General features: G+C 61.6%; 31 protein-coding genes. 14 read left to right on the top strand and 17 right to left on the bottom strand.

The window, feature by feature from the left end:
- Nucleotides 1-35: 35 nt before the first annotated feature.
- The 8 genes from FLM21_RS12805 to FLM21_RS12770 form a co-directional block, all read right to left on the bottom strand.
- Complete coding sequence (locus tag FLM21_RS12805; RefSeq protein WP_148715936.1) at nt 36-1,121, bottom strand: DUF3616 domain-containing protein; 1,086 nt, start codon at nt 1,119-1,121, stop codon at nt 36-38.
- A 28-nt stretch (nt 1,122-1,149) separates the two neighbouring features.
- Nucleotides 1,150-1,803, bottom strand: a complete 654-nt coding sequence (locus FLM21_RS12800; protein ID WP_148715935.1) for a ceramidase domain-containing protein — start codon at nt 1,801-1,803, stop codon at nt 1,150-1,152.
- A 295-nt stretch (nt 1,804-2,098) separates the two neighbouring features.
- Nucleotides 2,099-3,184: a hypothetical protein gene (locus FLM21_RS12795; protein ID WP_148715934.1), complete on the bottom strand. Its 1,086-nt coding sequence runs from the start codon at nt 3,182-3,184 to the stop codon at nt 2,099-2,101.
- Nucleotides 3,185-3,278: 94 nt separating this feature from the next.
- A complete protein-coding gene (locus FLM21_RS12790) occupies nt 3,279-4,118 on the bottom strand; it encodes an SDR family NAD(P)-dependent oxidoreductase (RefSeq protein ID WP_148715933.1) in 840 nt (279 codons plus the stop codon).
- 48 nt (nt 4,119-4,166) lie between these two features.
- Nucleotides 4,167-4,658 (bottom strand): DNA-deoxyinosine glycosylase, encoded by a 492-nt coding sequence (locus FLM21_RS12785; RefSeq protein ID WP_148715932.1) that lies wholly within the window; start codon nt 4,656-4,658, stop codon nt 4,167-4,169.
- 251 nt (nt 4,659-4,909) lie between these two features.
- The gene (locus tag FLM21_RS12780) at nt 4,910-6,640 is read right to left on the bottom strand and encodes a methyl-accepting chemotaxis protein (protein WP_148715931.1); all 1,731 of its coding nucleotides are present in this window, start codon (nt 6,638-6,640) and stop codon (nt 4,910-4,912) included.
- Nucleotides 6,641-6,725: 85 nt separating this feature from the next.
- Complete coding sequence (locus FLM21_RS12775) at nt 6,726-7,139, bottom strand: tellurite resistance TerB family protein (RefSeq protein WP_148715930.1); 414 nt, start codon at nt 7,137-7,139, stop codon at nt 6,726-6,728.
- Nucleotides 7,136-7,603 (bottom strand): acyl-CoA thioesterase, encoded by a 468-nt coding sequence (locus tag FLM21_RS12770; protein ID WP_148715929.1) that lies wholly within the window; start codon nt 7,601-7,603, stop codon nt 7,136-7,138. Before FLM21_RS12770 ends, FLM21_RS12775 begins: the two co-directional genes overlap by 4 nt.
- Nucleotides 7,604-7,714: 111 nt before the next feature.
- On the opposite strand from FLM21_RS12770, the gene FLM21_RS12765 reads away from it, so the two are divergent.
- The gene (locus FLM21_RS12765; protein ID WP_148715928.1) at nt 7,715-8,170 is read left to right on the top strand and encodes a universal stress protein; all 456 of its coding nucleotides are present in this window, start codon (nt 7,715-7,717) and stop codon (nt 8,168-8,170) included.
- Complete coding sequence (locus FLM21_RS12760; protein ID WP_187359889.1) at nt 8,160-9,017, top strand: radical SAM protein; 858 nt, start codon at nt 8,160-8,162, stop codon at nt 9,015-9,017. The genes FLM21_RS12765 and FLM21_RS12760 overlap by 11 nt, the downstream gene beginning before the upstream one ends.
- 51 nt (nt 9,018-9,068) lie before the next feature.
- On the opposite strand, the gene FLM21_RS12755 is transcribed toward FLM21_RS12760, so the two are convergent.
- Nucleotides 9,069-9,398, bottom strand: coding sequence for a helix-turn-helix domain-containing protein (locus tag FLM21_RS12755; RefSeq protein ID WP_148715927.1), 330 nt, complete (start codon nt 9,396-9,398; stop codon nt 9,069-9,071).
- A gap of 213 nt (nt 9,399-9,611) precedes the next feature.
- On the opposite strand from FLM21_RS12755, the gene FLM21_RS12750 reads away from it, so the two are divergent.
- Nucleotides 9,612-10,364 carry a ferritin-like domain-containing protein gene (locus FLM21_RS12750; RefSeq protein ID WP_246120722.1) on the top strand — a complete coding sequence of 251 codons (753 nt, stop codon included), beginning with the start codon at nt 9,612-9,614 and terminating at the stop codon, nt 10,362-10,364.
- 8 nt (nt 10,365-10,372) lie between these two features.
- Complete coding sequence (locus tag FLM21_RS21710; protein ID WP_148715925.1) at nt 10,373-10,702, top strand: CPCC family cysteine-rich protein; 330 nt, start codon at nt 10,373-10,375, stop codon at nt 10,700-10,702.
- Between the two features lie 39 nt (nt 10,703-10,741).
- Here FLM21_RS21710 and FLM21_RS12740 read toward each other — a convergent pair whose 3' ends face one another.
- The 3 genes from FLM21_RS12740 to FLM21_RS12730 form a co-directional block, all read right to left on the bottom strand.
- Entirely contained in the window at nt 10,742-11,020 is a 279-nt protein-coding gene (locus tag FLM21_RS12740) for a barstar family protein (protein ID WP_148715924.1), read from the bottom strand.
- A 72-nt stretch (nt 11,021-11,092) separates the two neighbouring features.
- Nucleotides 11,093-11,518: a ribonuclease domain-containing protein gene (locus FLM21_RS12735; protein WP_148715923.1), complete on the bottom strand. Its 426-nt coding sequence runs from the start codon at nt 11,516-11,518 to the stop codon at nt 11,093-11,095.
- Between the two features lie 58 nt (nt 11,519-11,576).
- On the bottom strand, nt 11,577-12,356 hold the full coding sequence (locus FLM21_RS12730) for a helix-turn-helix transcriptional regulator (RefSeq protein WP_148715922.1): 780 nt from the start codon (nt 12,354-12,356) through the stop codon (nt 11,577-11,579).
- A 130-nt stretch (nt 12,357-12,486) separates the two neighbouring features.
- On the opposite strand from FLM21_RS12730, the gene leuC reads away from it, so the two are divergent.
- The 6 genes from leuC to leuB all read left to right on the top strand — a co-directional run bounded on the left by leuC (nt 12,487) and on the right by leuB (nt 17,560).
- Entirely contained in the window at nt 12,487-13,896 is a 1,410-nt protein-coding gene (gene leuC, locus FLM21_RS12725; protein WP_148715921.1) for a 3-isopropylmalate dehydratase large subunit, read from the top strand.
- A 10-nt stretch (nt 13,897-13,906) separates the two neighbouring features.
- The gene (locus FLM21_RS12720) at nt 13,907-14,038 is read left to right on the top strand and encodes an entericidin A/B family lipoprotein (RefSeq protein WP_148715920.1); all 132 of its coding nucleotides are present in this window, start codon (nt 13,907-13,909) and stop codon (nt 14,036-14,038) included.
- A gap of 10 nt (nt 14,039-14,048) precedes the next feature.
- On the top strand, nt 14,049-14,690 hold the full coding sequence (leuD, locus tag FLM21_RS12715; RefSeq protein ID WP_148715919.1) for a 3-isopropylmalate dehydratase small subunit: 642 nt from the start codon (nt 14,049-14,051) through the stop codon (nt 14,688-14,690).
- Between the two features lie 100 nt (nt 14,691-14,790).
- Nucleotides 14,791-15,522, top strand: a complete 732-nt coding sequence (gene nagB, locus FLM21_RS12710; protein ID WP_148715918.1) for a glucosamine-6-phosphate deaminase — start codon at nt 14,791-14,793, stop codon at nt 15,520-15,522.
- A gap of 102 nt (nt 15,523-15,624) precedes the next feature.
- A complete protein-coding gene (locus FLM21_RS12705; RefSeq protein ID WP_148715917.1) occupies nt 15,625-16,449 on the top strand; it encodes a hypothetical protein in 825 nt (274 codons plus the stop codon).
- A 46-nt stretch (nt 16,450-16,495) separates the two neighbouring features.
- Entirely contained in the window at nt 16,496-17,560 is a 1,065-nt protein-coding gene (leuB, locus tag FLM21_RS12700; RefSeq protein ID WP_148715916.1) for a 3-isopropylmalate dehydrogenase, read from the top strand.
- Nucleotides 17,561-17,625: 65 nt separating this feature from the next.
- On the opposite strand, the gene FLM21_RS12695 is transcribed toward leuB, so the two are convergent.
- On the bottom strand, nt 17,626-18,729 hold the full coding sequence (locus FLM21_RS12695) for an aldo/keto reductase (RefSeq protein ID WP_148715915.1): 1,104 nt from the start codon (nt 18,727-18,729) through the stop codon (nt 17,626-17,628).
- A gap of 110 nt (nt 18,730-18,839) precedes the next feature.
- Between FLM21_RS12695 and FLM21_RS12690 the strand changes: the two genes are divergently transcribed.
- Both FLM21_RS12690 and FLM21_RS12685 read left to right on the top strand, forming a co-directional pair.
- A complete protein-coding gene (locus FLM21_RS12690) occupies nt 18,840-19,760 on the top strand; it encodes a LysR family transcriptional regulator (protein ID WP_148715914.1) in 921 nt (306 codons plus the stop codon).
- Nucleotides 19,757-20,020 (top strand): hypothetical protein, encoded by a 264-nt coding sequence (locus tag FLM21_RS12685; RefSeq protein WP_148715913.1) that lies wholly within the window; start codon nt 19,757-19,759, stop codon nt 20,018-20,020. Before FLM21_RS12690 ends, FLM21_RS12685 begins: the two co-directional genes overlap by 4 nt.
- A 41-nt stretch (nt 20,021-20,061) precedes the next feature.
- Here the strand turns inward: FLM21_RS12685 and FLM21_RS12680 are convergent, their stop codons facing one another.
- The 4 genes from FLM21_RS12680 to FLM21_RS12665 form a co-directional block, all read right to left on the bottom strand.
- A complete protein-coding gene (locus FLM21_RS12680) occupies nt 20,062-20,688 on the bottom strand; it encodes a DUF2239 family protein (RefSeq protein WP_148715912.1) in 627 nt (208 codons plus the stop codon).
- 172 nt (nt 20,689-20,860) lie between these two features.
- Complete coding sequence (locus tag FLM21_RS12675) at nt 20,861-21,037, bottom strand: DUF1328 domain-containing protein (protein WP_148715911.1); 177 nt, start codon at nt 21,035-21,037, stop codon at nt 20,861-20,863.
- A 98-nt stretch (nt 21,038-21,135) separates the two neighbouring features.
- On the bottom strand, nt 21,136-22,104 hold the full coding sequence (locus FLM21_RS12670; RefSeq protein WP_148715910.1) for a Gfo/Idh/MocA family protein: 969 nt from the start codon (nt 22,102-22,104) through the stop codon (nt 21,136-21,138).
- Entirely contained in the window at nt 22,101-23,003 is a 903-nt protein-coding gene (locus tag FLM21_RS12665) for a Gfo/Idh/MocA family oxidoreductase (RefSeq protein WP_148715909.1), read from the bottom strand. Before FLM21_RS12665 ends, FLM21_RS12670 begins: the two co-directional genes overlap by 4 nt.
- A gap of 152 nt (nt 23,004-23,155) precedes the next feature.
- On the opposite strand from FLM21_RS12665, the gene FLM21_RS12660 reads away from it, so the two are divergent.
- Both FLM21_RS12660 and FLM21_RS12655 read left to right on the top strand, forming a co-directional pair.
- Nucleotides 23,156-23,560, top strand: a complete 405-nt coding sequence (locus FLM21_RS12660) for a hypothetical protein (RefSeq protein WP_148715908.1) — start codon at nt 23,156-23,158, stop codon at nt 23,558-23,560.
- A 146-nt stretch (nt 23,561-23,706) separates the two neighbouring features.
- The gene (locus FLM21_RS12655) at nt 23,707-23,937 is read left to right on the top strand and encodes a hypothetical protein (RefSeq protein WP_148715907.1); all 231 of its coding nucleotides are present in this window, start codon (nt 23,707-23,709) and stop codon (nt 23,935-23,937) included.
- Nucleotides 23,938-23,983: the final 46 nt, after the last annotated feature.

Below are 23,983 nucleotides of genomic sequence, written 5' to 3'. Positions count from 1 at the left end.
GAGGCGCCGCGAGTTTTCACCCATAGCGGGCAACGTCAGCGCTTGAGCAAATCGCCAAATACCACGTAATCACCGGCCTGCCTCGCCGCCGATGGGGCGTCGTACAGCACCAACCATTGCTGCTTGGCGACCTCGTCGGGTACGCGGGTGATGGCCTCGGCCCTATCCTGGCCCGCGCCAAACGGCAGCGACAGTGTTTCCGCCGGACCGCTTTCCCACAGCACCGCATCCGCCTGGGATTCAACGCCCGCGAGCGCGGCCGCGGCACCGGCCCAGTGAAATACCCGGATCGCACCGTCGAGCACCATGGTTGGCCCGGCAAGCAGGTAGAGATCGTTGCCTTCCCAATAAAGGTCGCGCACGCCAAGGCCCGCGAGCTTGATGAAGTGCTTGCGATACAACGCGCCTGATTCGCCGATCTCGGCGAGCCGCAGCTCGCCCTTTTTCTCAACGAGGCGCAGCTCCAGCAGCGCGGACCAACCGCGCAGCACCGGGCCGCGCAGGCCGATCAGCACCCGGTCGGCGCTGATGGCCAGGCCTTCCACGTCAAAACCGTTGTCCTTGCCTGGAATGGCGAGATAGGCCGCGAGGTGGACATCGTCCTTCAGGGCACGCGTCAATTCGTTGGCGAGATCGTCACCGCGCAGGCGCGCGGCGCGACGGCCATCTGCCGTTTCCCGCTTCAGCGTGGAGACACCATCCTCGATTACCACTGGAATACGCGCCAGCAGGCAACGGTTGCCGTCGTGCGAGACCGTCGCCAGGCGCTTGAGGTTGTCCTTGGCGCTGCGATCGGCCTTGGGGTTCTTGCGTTTCAGGCCATGCGAGCCGACGAGGTACAGATAGCCGTCATGCAGCGCCAGCCCCTCGATATCGGCTTCAATATCGGCAGCATCCGGCAGATCGAGGTAGTCGGCGAGCGGGAAGTTCTGTGGCGCGCCGTAGCGTAGCGTTTCCTTGCCAACCACCGGGAGTGACCGCAACCGGTCGAGGCCGCAGGCTTCGTCACCAGCCACCCAAAGATCCTGCCCGATGAAGGCGGCGCCGGAGAGGTTGGAATGCACAAGTGTGCCAGCCTCGAATTCCAGCCGCACTGCATGGGTCTTGATTTGACTCGGCATGACAGGTATCCGTCAAAGAAAGCCCTGATTATACCGGCGCGCCATGTACCTGAGCGGCGCGCAGCAGGCCAAGTGCGATCAGCACCAGCACGGCTGCATTGAGCAGATGCCAGAGAAAATGCGTACCGGTGGGCAGCACTACGCACGCCATGGCATCACCGGTGCGGGCCAGTAGCGACACCGAGAACCAGGCCCATGCCACGCTGAGCGTCGTGCCGAAGCGACGGCGGGTTGCCAGCGCCAGCAGACCCAGCGTGGCCCAAGTGGGCAGGTAGAACACCGAGCCGTTGAGCACGTGTGCTGGCACGGTTTGGGCCACCCATTGGTTGAGCGCCTGATAGCCCAGCCAGCCGCCGACGACTGCTGGCCACGTCCAGCCCAGTCCACGACGCAGCAAGGCAAGCAAGGCCACGTTGATGAACAGCAGGATGGGCACGACATCGAGCCAGATTGCCCAAGGCCAGGCCGTGGCGTGCCAGGCGGCACTGCCGAACCCAATCGCGGCCATCAGGACGATCAGCAGCAGGATGTCCGACGCTTGCCGCGCAGTCAGCCCGCTCCGCGACCAGCATCGCCACACGTAGATCGCACCGGCGATGAAGGCCAGATTGGTCAGCGTGTTGAGCGGCTCGCCCAGTAGTCCAGCAGCTGCGCGTTCGCAGTAATGGTCGAGATAGGCCATGCGGCAGTCTAGTTAGGTCCAGTAGCACTTGTAGCAGTGTCGTCGGTGTGATCGAGCCGTAGCCGTCCTGCCACCATACGTGACGTATTGATCAATGGATCTGGCGGTTTGCTGTCGCGCCACAAGACGCCCGTTTCTCTCTGACGTCCGGCGGTGTGATTGGCTATACCACAGGGTAACTACCGCTCCGCCGCTGACAGGGAGTGAGAACGCAGCGATGCTTTCGCCGAGCTGCATAGAGGTGGATCATCCCTGAGGGTGGCTAGATAAGGTAGCGGTTCTCCTCATCGCTCGATCACTCGCAACGCTGGATCAGGCGGGCATGGGCGGCGTCAAGATTGAGCTTGCCATCAAACCCTGCCGGTAGGTGTGCGCTGCTCCACCCTGCTGCCCGCAGTTCGCTGAGGAAGCGGTTGTTGGGATATTGCTGGCTGAACGAAGCACCCTTGAAGTAGTGCGCGAACAGGCGCGCCGGATCGAGTGCGAATTCGCCGCGGTAGCTGGCGCCATCGTCGCGGTCATCCCAGCCCCAGGGGGCATTGGCGGCGTTGTTGCTGCAGCTTTTCAGACCCGAGCCGCAGCCGCCACTGCCATCTCCCTTGAAGCTGCCCCAGCTGGCATAGGTTTGAGCCTGGGCTGCTGGCAGGCCGGCTTCCTGCAAGGCGCGGGGCCAGAGGCCGCCTGGAGCGAACATGCTGACCAGTCGATATGCCACTGCGCGGTCATTGCCGGAGGCCGGTACTTCGGGGTTGCCTTGGGTCGGATAATAGATCACGCCATCCTGGTTGGCCGCACCGGTGAAATTCGTGATGTACGGCCAGGCCTTGAGGCCGTGCCCCTTGGCTTCCTGTGCCGTTTTAGGGCGGGGCACGCCATTATGCTGCTCGAGTGACAGTGTGCCGTCGATGGATTCGTTGCCATTGACGAGTGGACTGCCAACAGGTGTGTAGGCGTAGAAATCGTTATGGAATACGGTGATCATGCCCTCGACCCGGCCCCAGGTGGAGCCGTCCTTGCGCACAGCGATGATGGCGCCTTCCAGGTCGTTCTCGTGCTCGTTGTCGAACGCTGTGTCGGACCAGTCCCGCGGATGATAGAAGGCGTAGCTGATGAAATGGTGGCTGCAGCTTTCCACCACCGAGTAGTAAACGGTGGCTGGCCAGAGGCCGTTACCGCGGCGATCCCAGTTATTGGCGCCATTCCAGTCGCCGTCGTAATCGAAGGCGGTCAGGTATTCCGATGCGTAGTCGCTGTTGTCGGTGTCCTGGTAGTGTACCGGGGCATGACGGTAGGCAAGCTCGTCGTGGCTGGCCGCGAGGCTGGGGGCCGTGGCGATGATGGTCAGGGCCGTTGCGGCCAGGACGGAAAGGTTTGCGCGCATGCGATGCTCCGGCTTCTGGGAAGGAAGCGCGCAACGCTAGCAAGCGCCCATGCCAGGGGAATGACGAAGCGGTGTCGGATTGATGACGGCGCTTTCAAGCGCCTGCTTTCAGCAGCAACGCATCCAGCCAGCGGGTAGGCAGCAGCCGTTTCAGATACCAGAATGCCTTGGTCGGTGCAGTCACTTGGTAGCGAGCCTTGGGATGCCGGCTCTCCAAGGCCGCAACGACGGCGGCACTGGTGGCCTCTGGGCCGAGCGTGAATGCGGTCGTTGGGCCTTCCTTGGCCAAGCGCGCATGTATGGCCTCGTATAGCGCCGCATTGCGCCCCTTCTGGAAAGGCGCCACCCAGGTGGCGAACTCGCGTGCGGCATTGAGCCGGAATCGGCTGGCGATGGGACCTGGCTCGATCAGTACCACGTGGATGTTGCTGCCGGCGAGCTCCAGCCGCAACGTGTCGCAGAAGCCTTCCAGCGCGTACTTGCTGGCGTTGTAGGCACCGCGCATTGGCATGGCAGCGAAACCCAGCACGGAGCTGTTCACCAGCACGCGGCCATGGCCCTGCCGGCGCATCCATGGCAGCAGCGCATTGGTCACCGCCATCGTGCCGAAGACATTGGTTTCGAACTGATGGCGGATCGCCGCGCGGTTCAGGTCCTCGACGGCACCCGGCACGCCGAAGCCGGCGTTGTTGAACAGCGCATCGAGCTTGCCGCCGGTGCGTGTCTCCAGCCAGATGATCGCGGCGGCAATCGAGTCGTCGTCGGCGATGTCGAGCGCGGTTGCGGTGAAACCTTGTTCGATCAGTTGCGCCACATCCTCAGGCTTGCGCGCGGTGGCGTAGACCTGCCAGCCGCCATCCCGCAATGTCTGTGCTGCATGCAGGCCGATGCCACTGGAACAGCCGGTAATCAGGATGGAGCGGGACGCGGTCATGGCGAAGGTCTGGACGAGGGAAGGGTGGATGATGCCACGCGGCAGTGATCAGCGCAGGTAGTCGCTAAGCGCTGACCAGCTTGCGAACTTGCTGGCGAATGGCAGCGTATGCGCCGGACTGGTCGACGGCAATGCCAGCTTGGCGACTGGATGATCAAGCAGTTGGCGCTGACCGATGCGAGCGGCTGTACCGCCGTTAAATGCGACGCAGCGCAACTCGGGCAGCGTCGCCACCAGCTGGCCCAGTGGATTGGCAGCGACGTTGCGCAATGCTGCATCAAGGCTGCCTGCACGCTCAGCCCGGCCGACGACATCCCACAAGGCGATGCCATGCTTTTGTAACGCCGTATAGCGAACAGGCCAATCAAGTGCGAGCAGATCGATGCCGAGCAGTTGGCTGACGATAGGCCAGAACGCGTTGCGCGGGTGCGCGTAGTAGTGGCCGGCGGCGAGTGAGGCTTCGCCCGGCAGGCTGCCGAGAATCAGCACCCTTGCATTCGGCGCGGTGATGGCGGGAAAGCTGGATTTTTTTGTAGTCAAACTACAAACCCATGAAGTGCAAATAGTGCATTTATGAAATAGCGAGTTTTCACGCCATGCCTCGGTTTGCCATTGTTATCATGGTTGTGTAATAAAACTACATGGAGATGTTGGTCATGAAACAGTTGCTACGCACCCTAATCCGTAAAAGCGAACAGATGCTGAACGTACGCTACCAATATCTGTTCCACTGATTCCATCAAACGACAACGCCACCGCAAGGTGGCGTTGTCGTTTGCATGGTCCAGACATCAATTCTTGATCATCGCGTTCGCATCGAAGCCCAGCCGTAGCCCGCCCCATGCCTTGCCATCGACGGTGATCGGCAGGTCAAGCTCGGTCATGATCTCGCCGGTGTCGCGCAGATAGGTCTGGATCAGGAAGCGCTGACGCACTTGCGCAGCGCGTGAGCCGGCCGGATCGTTGAACAGCCGCATATTGCGGCTATTGACCAAGTCGACGGCCTTGTCGCCAGTCGGCGCCTTCGAATACCAGCTGTTGTGGGTGGCGCCATAGCCATTCACATCGACCGCCAGTGAGAACTTGCCGCCAATGGCTTCCTTGGCCAGCCGGTCGTAGAGCGGTTGCATTTCACGCTCGAACTCGGCCACGTAGCAGGTCCGGTACTTCTGCGGCTGCGTGTTCGGCACCGGCTGGTAGTTGCGGTCGAAGACGTTGACGCCACGCTTGAGCATCGCTTCCAGCTTGGTCTGTACCTCGTCGCGGACCTTACCGGCGAGCTGGATGGTGGCATCGAGCTCGCCCTGACCGACGATGTAGCGGCCGATGAGCTCCTGCACCCGCTCGGCCGAGAGCGACAGGTCCTGCGACGATTCCGCGGATTTGGCCATGCGCTCGTTCACCGCCAGCGACAGCTGGTGGATCTCGGCGACGTTGGCATTGACCACGTTGTTGGCTTCGGTGAAGCGTTCCAGCGTGCTGGCAATGTCAGTCAGCGCCTGGCTGGTGCGCTCGAAATCGCCCATCATCCGCGCGAACTGGCCGGATGCCTTCTCGACGACCTCGTGCGTGAGTTTGGCATCGTGCGTGATCTGCTGGGTTTCCTGCTGCGTTTCCGACACTTGCGACAGCATGTTCTCGATGTCGGACGAAATCTCGTCGGTGGCGACTCCGACTTTCTCGGCGAGCTTGCGCACTTCGTCGGCCACCACGGCGAAGCCACGGCCTGCTTCACCGGCGCGCGCCGCCTCGATCGCGGCGTTCAGCGCCAGCAGATTGGTCTGGCCTGAGATCTCACGGATCAGGTCGACGATGCTTTTGATGCTGGAGGAGCGCTGGTTCAGGCCTTCGACAGTGCGGTTGAAGGTTTCGATCTTGCCGGTGATCGCGTTGATGCGCTTGGTCACGTCCTGCAGCTCGGCATAGCTGCCGTGCGCCATTTCCAGGTTCTGCGCGGTGGTGCTGGAGATCGCCTGGGTACGATGCGACACATCGTTGATGCCCACCGTGGTGGTGTTGCTGGCGTCGACGACCTTCTGCGCCAGCTGGTCCTGTTGGTGAGTGGAGGTGGCCGAGTCGCGGATGTTCTTCATCGACTTGGCCGCCTCGAGCGCGATGCCCACAGTCATCGACTGTACGCTGGCGATGATGTCGCGCTGCTTGGCAAGGAAGGCATTGCACGCATGGCCGAGTGCGGCGATTTCGTCGCTGGTGGTGACTGGCACATTGCTCGACAGGTCCCCTTCGCCGCTGGCCGCTTTTTCGAATGCCTTGGTGACCCGGTTGACCGGACGGGTGATCCAGAAATGAAAGTAACCGATCTGCACGGTAACCAGCACCGCGCTACCGACCGTGATGATCCAAGCCCAAGTGATGACGGTGGTTGGTGCCGCGCTGGCGTGGGCGATCAACGCCAGTACCAGCGGGGGCAGCACGAACAGGTAGAGGAAGGCGAACTTGCGGGCAAGCGTGGGCAGCAATGTGCGCTCGAGCGCGCTGTGAAACCCGTGCGATGTGGCCATGCCGTGTCTCCAACGCCCGCTGTGCTGCGGGCTGTGCTGTTATATCGGCGTGGGGCGGGCCGGCTTGAACGGCCCGAACCGGTCCTCAGGCGGCGAACGCGGCTTGCAGATCTTCCAGCTGCAGGTGCCAGTAGTGCAGCATGTGGCGGAACACCGCAAGTTCGGCATCGTTGAAATCGTTATCGCTCTTGGCGAGGTCGAGCGCAATGGCGGCGACCTGCAAACGCTTCTTCGGCTCGTCCACTGTATCCAGCAGCGCCTCGATACGTTCGCGGTCGATCAGCCGGATATTGCCGGCCTCGTCGGCTTCGTCGGAGAGGTCGTTGCAGTAGTCGTGCAGCACCTGGATGAAGCCCTTGCGGCTGATGTCGAGCGCTTCGTAGACGCGCAGGTGCTCCAGCTCGTCGATTTCTTCGGGGTCGAAACTACCATCGCACATCATCTGCAGAACCAGGATGCGGGCCAGCGCTTCGGGGCTGTTATTGGCGTATTTTTTCATTGGGGGCTGTCCTTCTCTTGGGCTGACGCGGCGATGAGTGCATCCCATTGCGCCGCGACTTGGCTCGGGGCCGATGCGATCTTGCGGCTATGGTAATCGAAAAACAGACAGGTCGTCTTCGCTGCAGCCACCGGCTTGCCGTCCGCGATTTCCCTGATGCCGTAGTGCAGCTCGAACTGGGAGCGGACCCGTTCCTGGACACACACATCGATCACAAGTGCCTGGCCGAAGAAGGCCTCGCCAAGAAAGCTGACGGTGGCATCGGCCAGAATGATGCCAGGATGGTCGTCGCTGCCGAGCTCGCTCAGGCCGAACTCGTTCAGGAAGCCAAGCCTTGCCTCCTGCAGGTAGGCCAGGAGGCGATCGTTGCCGACGTGACCACCATAGTTGAGATCGGTGGCACGGACTGTGAGCGAAAGGGTGTAATCGCTGCGCGCGGGCAGGGCGAGCTTGATCCGGGGCATGGGTTTGATGGGGCGCAAAAACGCCGATATTACCGGCTGCGGCGCGCCTTGGCTGCGTGGCCCGCCTGGGGCATCTGCTAGACTGCAGGTATCGCCATCTGGGAGATTGCCATGTACCAGCGCATCCTCGTTCCGGTCGACGACAGCGAGACCAGCGCCGCTGCCGTGCAGGAAGCCACGCGATTTGCCTGCGAACAGCGCGCCGTGATCCGGCTCGTCCACGTGATCGATCTGGCCCAGTTCGCCTGGAGTGCCAACGAATTCCTTGATGTGCCGCAATTGCAGGAGGCCTTGCGCAATTCCGGCAAACAGCTGCTGGAGCGCCACGCCGAGGCGCTGCGTGCAGCGGGACTGGCGCCCGAGCAGGAGCTGCTTGAGGCCTGGGGCGGCAATCTCGCGCACACCATCGTCGAAGACGCCAAGAAATGGAATGCCGAGCTGATCGCGATGGGCACCCACGGCTTTGGCGGGCTGACGCACCTGCTGCTTGGCAGCGTGGCCGAAGGCGTGATGCGGTCGACAGTCGTGCCGGTATTGCTGGTGAGAACGCCCGCGCATGGCAAGTAAGACCCTGTTGCGCGTGGAGGACCACGCGCGCGATGCTGCTGGCTTTACCTATGTCTATCCGGTGATATCACGCCGGGCTGGTGGCGTATCGATCGGCATCAACCTCAACCCCAACAACGCCTGTAACTGGCGCTGCGTGTATTGCCAGGTGCCGGACCTGCAGCGTGGTGGCCCGCCACCGATCGATCTCGATCAGCTGGCTGGCGAGCTGGATACGATGTTGCACGATGTGGTCTACGGCGACTTTATGCAGCGGCGCGTGCCTGAAGGCGCTCGGCGCCTGAATGACATTGCATTTTCCGGCAACGGCGAGCCAACCATGGCTTCGGAGTTTACGGACGCGGTAGAGATTGTCGGCCAGATGCTGGCCCGCTTCGCGTTGACTGGTCAGATCAAGGTGGTACTGATCACCAATGGCAGCCAGGTGGCCAAACCCAGGGTACAGCAGGCATTGGCCGCGATGCGCGGGTTTGGTGGGGAGGTGTGGTTCAAGCTTGATCGCGCGCCTAAGGACGGCTTTTCGTCGGTCAATCAAGTCCAGATGTCACGCACGGCGGTAGAACGCAATCTCTCGGCCGCTGCTGCATCCTGTCCGACTTGGCTACAGACTTGCATGTTTGCCCAGCAAGGCCGGCTGCCCGATGAATCTGAGCTCTCGGACTATCTGGCATTTCTCGCAAAACAGCGCGAGAGCGGTGTCGCGATCCAAGGGGTGTTGCTCTATGGCTTGGCGCGACCGTCGATGCAGCCAGAGGCGGCCGAATTGGCACCGGCGCCCGCAGAATGGATGCAGGCACTGGCAACCAGGATCGAGGCGACTGGCATGCCGGTCAGGCTCAGCCTTTAGGCTGGTGCGTAGCAGATGAAGAAAGAGCCGCGATGATGCGGCTCTATCTGATCAGGCTTGGCGGGCGTAGCTGCCGGCAGCGGCGCTTTTCTCCACCGGATGGCCCTGTTCACGGGCGGCGGCCTTGAGTGTCTCGTAGAGCTCCGGCTTCTGCTTGCGCAGGTACTGCAGAATGCGCATGTCCTCTCGAGTGAGGTCGGCGAGGTCGATTTCCTCGACATGCACCACACGCAGCAGTTCGCGCACCGGCTTGGGCATGGCGCGACCGCTCTCGTAACGGGAGCCACCACTCTGGGTCACGCCGATGCGGCCCCAGAATTGTTGCTGGTTGAGGCCGAGACGACGGCGGATTTCGCGGGGGTTGAGGGTTTCTTCGGTCATGTGGCTTTACTCCTGGGTGTTGCCGCTGCAGCTACAATCCGGGACGCTCCCGGTCCGCGCGTGACAACGTATGCCGCCATCTTATCGGGGCGAACAGGTCAATCACACGTGACTATTCCCACAGCAAAAACGTAAACAGCACCTCATCCCATGGGAACTTCTATCGATTTGGCATTCGCGCCGGGCTTGCGTGCAGCAGCCTGCAGCGCATTGATGCAGGATGATCCGGCGTCCAAGCTGGCAATGGTTGCGGCCATTGCGCCGCAGGCGCCTGTGGAAACCGAGCTCGATGTGGTGGCCGTGCCGATTCCCGGCCGGCCGGAGCTGCCGGAGCTGGTGGCGCCATCCGCGTTGGTGCAGCGCAATGCGACGGCTATCGAAGGTCGTGCCGCCTTGCTGCACGCCATCGCCCACATCGAGTTCAATGCGATCAACCTGGCGCTTGATGCGATCTATCGCTTTGCGGGCATGCCGGACGAGTATTACCGTGACTGGCTACAGGTCGCGCGTGAGGAGGCTTTGCATTTTTCGCTGTTGGTCGAGCACCTTTACGGCATGGGTTATCGCTATGGCGATTTTCCCGCGCACAACGGTCTGTGGGAGATGGCGGTCAAGACCGATGGCGACGTGATGGTGCGCATGGCGCTGGTGCCGCGCATCCTGGAGGCGCGCGGGCTGGATGTCACGCCGGGCATCCGCGAGAAGCTCAAGCAGTCGGGCGATGCACGCGCCTGCGAAATCCTCGATGTAATCCTGCGAGACGAAGTAGGCCACGTGCGGGTAGGCAATCGCTGGTACCACTACTGCTGTACCTTGCGCGGTCTTGATCCCATTGCCACGTTCGTGCGTTTGCTGCGCGAGCACGAAGCGCCTCGGCTCAAGGGGCGACTCAACTATCCGGCGCGGCGCGCGGCGGGTTTCAGCGAGGAAGAGCTGGCGCTGATCGAATCATTGAAGGAAAGCTGAGGGCCATTTTGCTCGAATTGCCGTGCCCGTGTTGCGGCTTTCTGACGTTCGAGGAAGCCTATGGCTGCTACACGATCTGCCCCGTCTGTGGTTGGGAGGATGATGATTTGCAGCTTGCGCATCCAACCGTCGCAGGCGGGGCCAATCATCTCTCGCTGGCTCAAGCGCAAACTGCCGCGTTCATCGAACTTGCGCACGGATATCGACGGGGACGAAACTGGCGCCCCTTGCTGCCGCAGGAGATCGGCATGGCGCAGCTAGAAAAGCACACCGGGCGTAGAAGCTCCCCGGTGCCTGATAAGACATGTGTTTATCGGTGTGATTCGAAAGGCGAGTAAGTGAAAACGCGCAACTTCTGTTGCGCGTTTTGCGTTGGCTTAGCCGATCATCACCTCGATATCACTGCGCTCGCCGGCCACATCGTTAAAGGTGGCGAGCAGCGCCTCGAACTGCTGCTGGCCCAATAATGGCAGTGTCTGTACACAACCGCGCCAGACGATTTGCACCGGACCTTCCAGGCTGCCGGTCAACACATCGTGCAGGGCGTCGAGGTTGCGGCCGAAGTCGGCCGGGAAATCCAGCTGGCGCGCCAACTGGTCGTAGATATCGTTCATGCTGCGGATGTTGTTCAGCACCACGCGGCGAGGTTCAGCCATGTTCCATCCTCCTTGTCGTTTTGTGACCGGTGCCTATGGCCCGGCAGGGCTACTGTAACGCGATTCGCGCCATCAACGGCAGGCGGGAATCTCGAAGAAGCGCTCGTAGTGATCGACGGTCAGGTAGCGACGCCCCGTTGGTTGGTAGACGAGGCGTTTGGCGTTGCGCCTGCCGCCCTTGTAGTCGAGATCGGCTTCGCGATATTCCCCGGCCGGTAGCCGTCGTTCGCGATTGCCAAAGCGGTCGCCGCCGATGCTGTGGCGGGGCAGCACCCGCCACAAATCCTGGCCCGGTTGCCAGCCTGCCTTGCGTGCCTGCTGTTTGGTGACAAAGTGCGCCGGCAGCCGCTGTTCGCGAGCCAGCGTTTGCAATACCTCGGTCAATTCCTTGCCGTCCAAACGGTAGCGGGTGGCGAGCTCATCAGCGACGTTGCGGCAATCCGTGGCGACTGCTGGTGAGCCGCAAACGGCGAGCAACAGGGCGATAAAGGTACGCATGGCTGATTTCCCGGTGAACGATAGCGGTGGGGATTCTGCCAGCATGTCGACTCCTGAGTCAGCCAGCGCGGGTCAGCACCACCAGCTTGAGCTCCTCATGGTCGACCAGGCGGAAGGTGAGCTGCTGATAGCTGAGCTGGCCGAGCGTGGGGTGGTTGAAGCCACGTAGCCCGCCCTGGCGTTCGAGCACGTCGTGGCGGCGCCAGAATTCGGCAAACGGTGTGCTCGCTGCGGCCAGGCGTGCAACGAATTCCTGCAATGCCGGATCGTCGAGGTGACTGCGGCGGTCGGCACGGAACTCGGCAACCAGTCGCCGCGCCCGTGCCTCCCAATCCTCGACCAGCTCGCGGGCGCTGGGATTGAGGAAGACGTAGTCGAGCAGGTTGTGCGGGCCATCCTGATCCAGCCAGCCGGTGAATAGCTGGGCCGCCGGGGCATTGAACGCCACCACTTCCCATAAGCGCCCGAGCACGTAGGCCGGCGTGTGGATGTCGCCCAGTAATTGCTCGAACAAGGGTGTGGGCAGGCTCTGCTCGGATGGCACGGCGCGAATATCCACCCGACCGGCGAGCTCGAACAGGTAGGCACGCTGGGTGCGGTCGAGCCGCAGGGCGGTGGCCAGTCGGTCGAGCGCATCGCTGGACACATTGATATCACGCCCCTGTTCGATCCAGGCATACCAGGTGGGGCTGATATCGGCGAGTTGTGCCACTTCCTCGCGCCGCAACCCGGTAGTACGGCGCCGCATGCCTGCTGGAAAGCCGAAGGCGGCCGGCTCGCATTTGCGACGTTGAGCGGCGAGGAAATCACCGAGTTCCTTGCGGCGGATGGTGGGCATGGATGATCCGATTATCCTGTTACCAATTACTATTGATACCAGTATAAACACTGGTCTTGTTGTCGTGGCACGTTGCGCATAATCTCGCATCCCATAGGCACCTCGCCCTTTTCAGCTACGGAAACCGGCCATGAGCGCGCAAACGCTGTACGACAAACTCTGGAATTCGCATGTGGTGCGTCAGGAAGAAGACGGCACCTGTCTGATCTATATCGATCGCCACCTGATCCACGAGGTCACGAGTCCGCAGGCGTTCGAAGGCTTGCGCTTGGCGCAGCGCCAGCCGTGGCGCGTCAGTTCGGTGGTGGCTACGGCCGATCACAATACGCCGACCGATCACTGGGACGAAGGCATCAAGGATCCAATCTCGCGCCAGCAGGTGGAAACGCTGGATGCCAACATCAAGTTCTTCGGTGCCTTGGCCTATTTCCCGTTCAAGGACAAGAAACAGGGCATCGTGCACGTGGTCGGCCCGGAAAACGGTGCCACCCTGCCAGGCATGACGGTGGTGTGCGGTGACAGTCACACCTCCACCCATGGTGCCTTCGGCGCCTTGGCTCATGGCATCGGCACTTCCGAAGTGGAGCATGTGCTGGCCACGCAGACACTGGTTGCCAAGAAGTCCAAGGCCATGCTGATCAAAGTGGAAGGCAAGCTTGGCAACGGCGTCACCGCCAAGGATGTCGCGCTCGCCATCATCGGCAAGATCGGCACCGCCGGTGGTACCGGCTATGCGGTCGAGTTCGGCGGCAGCGCCATCCGTTCGCTGTCGATGGAAGGCCGGATGACGCTGTGCAATATGGCAATCGAGGCCGGTGCCCGTGCCGGCATGGTGGCGGTCGACCAGACCACCATCGACTATGTGCAAGGCCGCCCATTTGCGCCGACCGGTGCGACGTGGGATGCCGCCGTTGCGTACTGGAAGACACTGGTCTCGGACGAGGGCGCAACATTCGATGCCGTGGTTGAGCTCGCTGCCAGCGAGATCGAGCCGCAGGTCACCTGGGGTACCAGCCCGGAGCAGGTGGTGGCGGTAGGTGCCCGTGTGCCGAACCCGGTAGCCGAATCCGACGCGGTGAAGAAGAACAGCGCCGAGCGCGCGTTGCAGTACATGGGCCTTACTGCCGAGACGCCGATCACCGAGATCGCCATCGACAAGGTGTTCATCGGCTCCTGTACCAATAGCCGGATCGAGGACTTGCGCGCTGCGGCGGCGATTGCCCGCGGCCGCAAGAAAGCGGACAACGTGAAATTGGCATTGGTGGTGCCGGGCTCTGGCCTGGTGAAGGCGCAGGCCGAAGCCGAAGGCCTCGACAAGGTGTTCACCGAGGCTGGCTTCGAATGGCGCGAGCCGGGTTGCTCGATGTGCCTGGCGATGAATGCCGACCGGCTGGAGCCGGGCGAGCGGTGTGCCTCGACCAGCAACCGCAACTTCGAAGGCCGGCAAGGGCAGGGTGGTCGCACTCACTTGGTCAGTCCGGCGATGGCGGCGGCGGCGGCGATTGCAGGTCATTTCGTCGACGTGCGCCAATGGCAATAGGAGCACGACGATGAGGCGTTTTGCCCTGATTCTGGCCGCGTGTGCCGCATTGGCAGCGCTGCCGGGCTGCAACACGGTCAACGGTTTTGGCAAGGATCTCAAAAAACTGGGCGACCAGATCGAAGAAAAGTCGGCGAAATAAAGGCAAACAGATGAAAGCATTCACCCAACTCAACGGCATTGTCTGTCCGCTCGACCGGGCCAACGTCGACACCGATGCCATCATTCCCAAGCAATTCCTCAAGTCGATCAAGCGCTCGGGCTTCGGGCCCAACCTGTTCGACGAGTGGCGCTATCTGGATCATGGCGAGCCGGGCATGGACAACAGTGGCCGGCCGATCAATCCGGAGTTCGTGCTGAATTTCCCGCGCTATGCCGGTGCGCAGGTGCTGCTTGCACGGGAGAACTTTGGCTGCGGCTCTTCGCGCGAGCACGCGCCGTGGGCCATCGACGACTACGGTTTCCGCGTCGTGATCGCGCCGAGCTTTGCCGATATCTTCTTCAACAACTGCTTCAAGAACGGTCTGCTACCCATCGTGCTCGACGCGGCAGTGGTCGACCAGCTGTTCAACGAGTGTGCGGCGAACGATGGCTACCGGCTCAACGTCGATCTGGCTACGCAGACTGTGATGACGCCATCCGGTGCATCGTTCGGTTTTGACATCACCGCCCATCGCAAGCATTGCCTGCTCAATGGCCTTGATGAGATCGGCTTGACCTTGCAGCACGCGGACGAGATCAAGACATTCGAAGCCGCGCATCGCGATCGGCAGCCCTGGCTGTTCGTCCAATAAGGCGAGCCAGCGGTTTCTTGGGCAAGGTCAACCGGCCTTGCCCAAGCCCATTTATACTAATAAGGTTTATTACCTAGCCAGCCTGGAAAGCGTACAAGACATGATCCTGCATAAATTCAAGAACCAAAGCGATCTCGACCGCGCCGCCGCCGACCTCATCATTTCGGTGGTGCGCAGCAAACCCAATGCCGTGCTCGGCATGGCCACCGGTGGCACTCCGGTCGGGTTGTACAAGGAAATCGTCAAGACCTATCAGGCCGGTCTCGTGAGCTTCAAGGAAGCCCGCACCTTCAACCTCGATGAATACGTCGGCCTGCCGGTAACGCACCCGGAAAGCTATCGCGCCTTCATGCAGCGCAACCTGTTCGACCATATCGATATCAAGGCCGAAAACACCCATGTGCCCAATGGCAACGCCGCTGATGTCGACGCCGAATGCCGTCGCTACGATGAGCTGATGTACCAGCAAGGTCCTGTGGATCTGCAACTGCTGGGTATCGGCCACAATGGCCATATCGGTTTCAACGAGCCGGATACCGAGCTGTCGCGCTTCACTTATCAGGTCACGCTCAAGGCCGAGACGCGCGAGGCGAACAAGCGCTTCTTCAACAGCATCGACGAAGTACCGACCCACGCCGTAACCATGGGCATGGGCTCCATCATGCAGGCGCGCGCGATCCTGCTGGTGGTGAAGGGCCAGGAAAAGGCCGAGATCCTTGACCGTACGTTGAATGGCCCGATCACCACCCAGGTGCCAGCCTCCCTGCTGCAAACCCACCCGCGCGTGATCGTGATGACCGATTGCGACGTTGAATACAAGAGCCAGCCCTAAACTCAGCTGTGCTTGATCTCGTAAAGAGGGGCTTGCCCCTCTTTTATCATGTCTGCTGCTCTTAAACATTCAGGCAGTGTTCTGTGTTGGTGGAATATCGGAATGAAGTTTGCATTCGAGCGCGTGTTGAGAGCGTTGATCGCAATTTTTGCCGGATTGTGTCTCGTCACGTCCAGCTATGCCGCTCCAAAGTCCTCACGTGTAGGGGATTCGGAAGAGGCGCAGATCTTGTTTTGGGAGACGATCAAAGATAGCAAGGATGAGGCCGAGTTTCGTGCCTATCTGGAGCGCTATCCGGATGGTGTGTACTCCGAACTGGCAAAGATCAAACTTGCGCGTTTGCAACGGCCTGCAGCAGCCGTTGCACCACCGCCTGTGCCTAGTGTGGTCCCGCAGCCGACAACGAAGGCCGTAGTGGCGACGGTCACGCCTTCGCCTGTTCCAACGTTGTCGCCTTCTGCAGAGATCCGCTATCGAGTTCGTGCTTTGGGTAACAGCAAGGGCGAGGTGAAATTGCGACCGAATGGCACCGGTTGGAGCCTGATCAATTCCGGTGCCGATGTGCACGATTGCTTGCTTGGTGCAATGACGGACGTGAGCCAGGGTGATCGGGTTCTTGATGTCGCACGTGTCTTGTCTGAAGCCGGCAGCGGAAGGGCGGACTACAAACGCAGGATTATGGGCAAGGATGGCGAAGAGGTAGCGATGAGCCTCAGCTATACCCAGCGTTCGGACAATGGCGCCATCACCTCTATTTCGGCCAAGGGCCGTGAGGAAGGGCATAGTTTGTATGGCCACAATGATCCGATCAGGCTGGCGTTTTCCATCGTGATTGATCGCAACCGTAATGTGATTACATCTGCGAAGACGGTTCAGAGCAATTCTGCGGGTAGGCGCTACGAATGCGAGGTGACCTTGGTGCAATAAAGCCCCGTCACTAGTGCAATTGAATTTCCAATTTAAGAGATAAGTTATGAAAGTCCTTATTCTTCCCGGCGATGGTATCGGCCCGGAAATCGTCGCCCAAGCCAAGAAAGTGTTGAACCAGCTGATTGCCGAAGGCCTGGCCGTTGAGATCAGCGAAGCGCCGCTCGGCGGCGCAGCTTATGACGCGTATGGCGCGCCGTACCCGGAGTTCACCCAGAAGCTGGCGCGTGAAGCCGATGCCATCCTCTTGGGCGCCGTGGGCGGTCCGCAGTATGACAAGCTCGACCGGCCGCTGCGCCCGGAGCGTGGCCTGTTGGCCATCCGCAAGGATTTGGGCCTGTTTGCCAATCTGCGCCCGGCCATTCTCTACCCTGAACTGGCCAATGCCTCGACGCTGAAGCCGGAAGTGGTCAGCGGGCTCGATATCCTGATCGTGCGTGAACTGACCGGCGACATCTATTTTGGCCAGCCGCGCGGCGTGCGCGTCAACGACAACGGCGAGCGCGAAGGCTTCAACACCATGCTCTACGCCGAATCGGAAATCCGTCGCATTGCGCATGTGGCTTTCCAGGCGGCACAAAAGCGTGGCAAGAAACTGTGCTCGGTCGACAAGGCCAACGTGCTGGAAACCACCGAGTTCTGGAAGGAGATCGTCACCGACGTTGCGAAGGAATACCCGGACGTCGAGCTCAGTCATATGTACGTCGACAACGCCGCAATGCAGCTGGTGCGCGCGCCCAAGCAGTTCGATGTGATGGTTACCGGCAATATCTTCGGTGACATCCTGTCGGACGAGGCCTCGATGCTGACCGGCTCGATCGGTATGTTGCCGAGTGCGTCGCTCGACGCCAACAACAAGGGCCTGTACGAACCCAGCCATGGTTCGGCGCCCGATATCGCCGGCAAGGATGTGGCCAACCCGCTGGCGACCATCCTGTCGCTGGCGATGCTGCTGCGTTACAGCCTGAACGACGAGGCACGGGCGGTGCGGGTGGAGAACGCCGTGAAGGCGGTGCTGGCCCGTGGCCTGCGTACGGCCGACATCTACGAGGCGGGCACCGAGAAGGTGAGCTGCTCGGCAATGGGCGACGCCGTGGTTGCCGCGCTGTAATCCACGTCGGCATCGATAAAACGGCACCGCGTGAGCGGTGCCGTTTTTACTTGGAGGCGATGGCTTCAGCTCACGCCGCTGCCGGAGCCGCTCACCAGCACCGGTGCGCGATAGCCTTCCGGTTTGTCACCCACCGTGGCGCCGCCGTAGATCATGCCTTGCATGGCATTGGTGAAGAAGTAGTAAGGGAAGGGCACGTTGGGGGCGCTGATCGCGTCGAGCCGTGCGACAAGCTCGGCTGGCAGCGTGAAATCGAGTGCCTGCAGGTTCGATTGCAGTTGCTCGGGTTTGCTTGCTCCGGCGATCACGCTGGCAATGCCAGGGCGGTTGGCCACCCAGTTGAGCGCCACCTGGTTCATCGGTCGGTCGATCTCGTTGGCCACCTGCTCCAGCTTGGCAACGATGGCCCAGTTGCGCTCGGTCAGGTGCTGGAATGCCGGGTTGCCGTTGCCCTGCATCACGGCGAGTCGCCCTTCAGGAATCGCACCGGGCCGATACTTGCCCGAGAGGAGGCCGCTTGCCAGCGGGCTCCACACGGTGATGCCCATGCCCAATTCGGTAGCGAGCCGGGTGTATTCGTGCTCGAGGTTGCGTTCCACCAGCGAATATTGCAGCTGCAGCGCGGCAATCGGCTCGTAACCGCGCCATTCCGCCAGTGTCTGCATCCGCGCGGCGTACCAGGCTGGCACATCCGACAGACCGATATGGCGTACTTTGCCCGAGCGGACCAGGTCGTCCAGCGTGCGGATTACCTCCTCGGCCGGGGTGATCTGATCCCAGGCATGCAGGTAATAGACATCGAGGTAATCGGTGCCGAGCCGTTTCAGCGAGCCCTCCACCGCGCGCAGGATGTTCTTGCGACCGTTACCGCCGCCGTTCGCATTGCGCTCGCCCAGGTTGAAGGTGAACTTGCTGGCCAGCACCACCTGATCGCGTGCCTGGCGGGCGGCGACGAATTCGCCGAGCCAGGATTCACTGGTGCCGTTGGTGTAGGCATCGGCGGTATCGAAGAAATTGCCGCCGGCATCGAGGTAGAGATCGAACACACGCTGTGCTGCGGCCTTGTCCGACCCCCAGCCCCATTCGGTGCCGAAAGTCATGACGCCGAGCGAGAGGCGGCTGACGCGCAGGCCAGTGCGGCCCAGGGTGTAGTAACGATCGATGGCCATGGTGTTGCTCCTGGAAAGTTGGATGGGCTGGAACACCTGCGCAGCTTAGTTCGCCACACTGTGAGGAAAAATGGCCATAATCTTCTCAACTTGTTAAGCGGTGTTTATCAATGAGGCTGGATCAACTCGATGGCATCGTCGCTTTTGTCACCGTGGCGCAAAAGCGCAGCTTCACCGCGGCGGCGGCACAGCTGGAGGTGACGCCACCGGCGGTCAGCCTGGCGGTGAAATCGCTGGAGGCGCGGCTGGGCGTGCGCCTCTTGCATCGAACCACCCGCAGTGTGGGGCTGACTGAGGCGGGCGAGCGCTACTATGCGCAGGTGGCGCCGGCGATGGCCGACGTGCTGGCGGCTGGCGTGGCACTCGATGAGTTTCGTGATCAACCAGCTGGCACACTGCGCCTGACCTTGCCACGCAGCACGCTGCCGCTGCTGGCGGAAGGGTTGCGCGAATTCATGGCGCGTTATCCGCAGATCCGGCTGGAGTTGAGCCAGGAGGATCGTTTTGTCGATATCGCAGCGCAGGGCTTCGATGCGGGCATCCGGCTCGGCGAATCGGTCGAGGGGGATATGGTGGCCATGCCGCTGATGGCGACGCAGCAGGTCGCCATCGTCGGCAGCCCAGGTTATTTCGCGCAGCATGTGCCACCCCGCCGCATCGAGGATCTGCGGCAGCATCGCTGCATCCGCTACCGCTTTCAGTCCACCGGCGCCATCTATCGCTGGGAACTGCTGCGCAACGGGCGCGAGGTGGAAGTGGAGATCGACGGGCCGCTCACCGTCAGCGATAGCGCCTCCATGCCCTGGCTCGCCGAACACGGCTTTGGTTTAGCCTACACGTTTTCCGGTCTGGTCGAAGCGGCAGTGGCGCAGGGGCGGCTGATCCCGGTGTTGCAGGCGGCCTGCCCGACTTGGCCGGGCTTCTACCTCTATTACCCTTCGCGGCGGCAACTGCCGGCCAAGTTGCGCTGCCTGATCGACTTCTGGCGCGAATGGCAGCGCACGCCGCCCTCACTGCAGGAGCAAGCATGAGCGCAACGCTGTATGACCAGCTGCAAGCTGTCACCGATGAGGCGAGTTTCCTTGCCTTCGTTGCCGCCCTGCATGCGGACCGCCTGGTCCAGGAGCAGGGCGAGAATACCGGCTGGCAGGCCCAAGGCATCGCCGCCTTTCTCGAGGCGGCGCTGACCTGGGGCGAGACCACCCAGCTTGGTCGCACCCAAGGCCTGCGCGATGCCTCGCCGTGGAAACGCTGCGCCATGCTGCTTTACAGCGGCAAGGTCTACGACTAGTCGCCGAGTCGTTTGCTATCCCGAGTCCGTTCCCTGGATCGTTATCGCATCGGCTCGCCAAAGCCGAGTAACACGGCGTGATGGCGCACATCGGCAGGCCAGCCGGCCGTGATGCTGTCGAATTTCTGCCTGTCGTTCGCAAACAACGCCCGGCTTGCTTCTTCGAAGCCGGCGAAGTCGCCGGCAATGGCGGACATGAAGTTGTAGGCCCGTTCGTGTGCCAGACGCATGTGTTCCTTCTCCACGCCGGTGCGCCGCGCCTCTTCCACCAGCTTGCGCAAGGCGACGGACGCGCCGCCTGGTTGCGCCCCCAGCCATTCCCAATGCCGGGGCAATAGCGTCACCTCCTTGGCGACGACGCCGAGCCTGGGGCGACCACGGCCGCGAGCGTCGGTCGGTGCGACTTCATCGAGCGCTGTGGAGGTATCCGTTTCCTTGTTGGCAGAAGCGGGAACATGCGGCATGAGGTGCGCCAGCATTTGCTCGTCGCTGCCACGGGTATCGATATCGATCGTGCGCCCCGTCGTATCGTCGAATACCAGCAACGGGCCCGGTACGGCTTCGATCTGCAGCCTTTTCAACGTGTGTGCTGCAAGCTGGATAGTCCCGGTGGCCACACGGTGATGGCCATCAAAGCAGGTGAAGGTGGGGAGCGAGTTGTCTGGCACGGCAGTTGTCCGAGTCGTAGGCGATGACTGATTATTGCCCGGATAAAATTAATCGTCAATTTAATACGGGTAAAATTATTTGTAAAATTATTTGTACCAGCGCATCGAGGGCGATACGGCAGCTGCGTCCAGGAAAAACGGCGGCCCAAGGCCGCCGTTCGGGAGTGCTCTGCTACTTGGTGATGCTCTTGAACACGGTCAGCCCCAGCACCAGGAAGATCAGGAACAGGACGATGGCGATGTAGAACAACACCTGTGCGATTGCTGCGGCACCGCTGGCGATGCCGGTAAAGCCGAAGAGGCCGGCGATCAGCGAAACGACAAAGAAAATCAAGGCCCATTTCAGCATGGCGGTTCTCCGGGTAGGCGGTAGAGCCAGCCTAAGCCCAAGCCTGATATACCGCTGTCCGGGCGCTGCTGCACCGTGCTGTAGGTTGAATCCGGCATTTACCAGCCGGCGTGCCGGTACGTGCTGGCGATCAGCGCCACGGTGGCAGCGGCATCCTCGCCGGTAACTGGCATCGTTTGCTGCGTTGCCAGGCAGTCCAGCCAGGCATCAAGCTCGGCCCGATAGGGATCAATGGCGCTGAAGGCGAGTGTGATCGGGTGGGGACCATGCTCAGTGATGCGGACCCGTGCAGGATCGAACGCTGCATCGCTTTCGATGGTGGCATGCTCGAATCGCAAGCAGAAACCGTGGCTGTTGGCTGGGAAGCCGGTCCCGCCGAGGTAATGCACACAGAATCCGTCGGCGAAGCCCAGTTGCAGGGCGACCCGATCCTCCAGCTGATGCGTTGAGGGCTGGCGCTTGTCGATCCCGGCGGCAATGAACTGCACTTCACCGAACACGCTGCGCAGCCAGTCCAGTTCGTGGGCGGCGACCTCGAACAGATAGCCACCGCTGCCGGCACGCTGCCCCTTCCACGGCGCGATCTTGAGAAAGTCGTGTTCCAGCCGCCAGAAGCTGCCGTGCAATGCTCGCCCCAGCAGCCCGGCATGGTAGGCCGCAGCAATGGCACGATAGGGCTCGAACCAGCGCAGCACGTGACCCACCATCAGTTGCCGTCCCGATTCGGCGCATGCGTGATTGATGGTGGTGCAATCGGCCTCACTGAGCGCCATCGGCTTTTCCAGGAACACGTGCTTGCCCGCTTGCAGCGCTGCGATTGCATGCGCCGCGTGGTGGGCAGGCGGTGTCGCGATCAGCACCGCCTCGATGTCCGGCCGAGCGCAGAGTGCCGAAACGCCGTCGCATGCTTCGGCATCTAGTTCGGTGGCTAGGTGAGCAGCGCGCTGCTGATCCTGGTCGCAAACTGCTTTGAGACCTATGCGGCCGGTTCCCATGGCGGCTTGGGCCAGGAAGCGGCCGAACTGGCCGCAGCCGATCAGGCCAATGGCGAATGAGGCAGGGTTCATCGCACGGCCTCTAACGCCACGGCTTGCCCGCTTGCTGCAGCCTGCAAGGTGGCGTAGTGAGCAGCAACCTGTTCCAGCATCAGTGCACGTGGCGTAGGTGCCGTGCCGTCGAGGAAGAAGCGCCGCATTGCGGCGAACAGCAACTCGTATCCAACGTCGAAATCGAGTTCGGCCGAGACCCCACTGCTGCCGTACAGCTTGAGGGTGAAACCATACCAGTCACTACCGGGCCCGAGCAGTGTCAGCGTGCCGCGGGCTGCGCCCACCGGGCTGTCGGCTGCGTATTCGACCATTACCGTGGCGGGGCCCCTCAGGCGGTGCGGGTCACCCGACAGGCTTGGCAGGTCGGCTTGGACCACGCGTGCCAATCCGGGGCCCAGCGTGCTGGCGAGGCAGGCATAGAGATGTGGCAGGTACCAGTCCGCGGTGTCGGTGGGACCAACCAGCGAGAAGTAGCGCAAGGCACCGATCTCGGCCAGGGTGGCACGGATGCGCGAAGCGGCCCGCGTGTGCAACAGGGCTGAGGCAGAGTAGACCGCCGCGCTGTGTGCATCGGCCAGCGCGAACACCGAGCGGGCATCGGCCACGCTGCCGGCAAGCGGCCGGTTGAGGAAGACACGTCGTCCGGCAGCCAGATGTGGCGCGGCCAGTGCCAGATAGTCGGCAGGCTGCAGCGTGGCGATCACCACGCCATCGCAGCCTTCGGCCACGGCCTGCGGCGTGGACACCACCTCGGCGCCGATCTCGTTGGCCAGTGCAACGGCAACACTCGCATCCGCATCCCACACCCGCGCGGCAACGAGGCCATGCTGAGCTTCCTGATGCCATTGTCGAGCCCACATCCTGCCGTGGGTGTAGTCAGCACAGCCGATGATGCCGATACGAAGTGCATTGCTCATGCCTCTCTCCCTGGTTTCGTCGGGGGCTGCGTTGCCATTACCCGAGTGTGCAATGTGAACTATCGCACTGCCATTTCAGTGTTCGATCGGATACTAATATTGCACGGATATCAGCGGGCGACGCCCTGAAACTGCGGCGGGAGTGCATCAACATGAAACGAATCTGGATGGTGTGCGCATTGCTTGCCGGCCAATGGGCCCAAGCAGAAGTGGGCGTATCGGTAACATTGGGAGATCCGAATTTCTACGGCCACATCGAAATCGGCAACTACCCGAGCCCGGCGCTTATCTATCCGCAGCCTATCGTGGTGGTGCAGCAACCGCAGCGCTATACGCCGATTTACCTACGCGTGCCGCCGGGCCATGCCAAGAACTGGAAAAAACACTGCGGCCACTACAACGCCTGCAATCGCCCGGTTTATTTCGTGCAGGACCGTTGGTACAACGATGTATATGTGCCGCGCTATCGCGAGGCCCATCCCGACCGCGATCCTCACGATGAGGATCATGGGCACCATGGAAAAGGCCACGGTAAGGGTAAGGGCAAGCATGATTGAGCGTTGCCGCTGCCAGGTAAAGATTCACGTTGTCTCATTGCAATCTTGGGCGACAACGCATAAGAGTGATGGTGGACTTGAAATGGTAAGCTTTCACCCTTACCTTACAGCCTAACCGAACCTATACCAATGCACAGGATTGCTCGATGACTGAAGGGGCGTACTCCCATCCCTCCGAATTGTTCGTCAACCAGGATGAAAACTGGCAAATGCTGCGCGCCCAGTCTGAGCGCGAAACGCAGGACAAGATCGCCGTAACGCGCAAGAAGCGCGAGCTGCGCGATCAGCTGGTACAGCTGGCGGCCGAACGCGGTTATTCGGTGGAGCAACTCATCGAGCTGCTTGATCTGCCGGACGCCCACGCGCAGCTGGGCTGAAATCACCTCAAACAAAAACGGCCACCCTAGGGTGGCCGTTTCCGTG

This window comes from Chitinolyticbacter meiyuanensis (genome assembly GCF_008033135.1).
In the GTDB taxonomy this organism is placed as follows: Bacteria; Pseudomonadota; Gammaproteobacteria; order Burkholderiales; family Chitinibacteraceae; genus Chitinolyticbacter; species Chitinolyticbacter meiyuanensis.
This window is presented reverse-complemented; position numbering and strand designations above follow the sequence as displayed.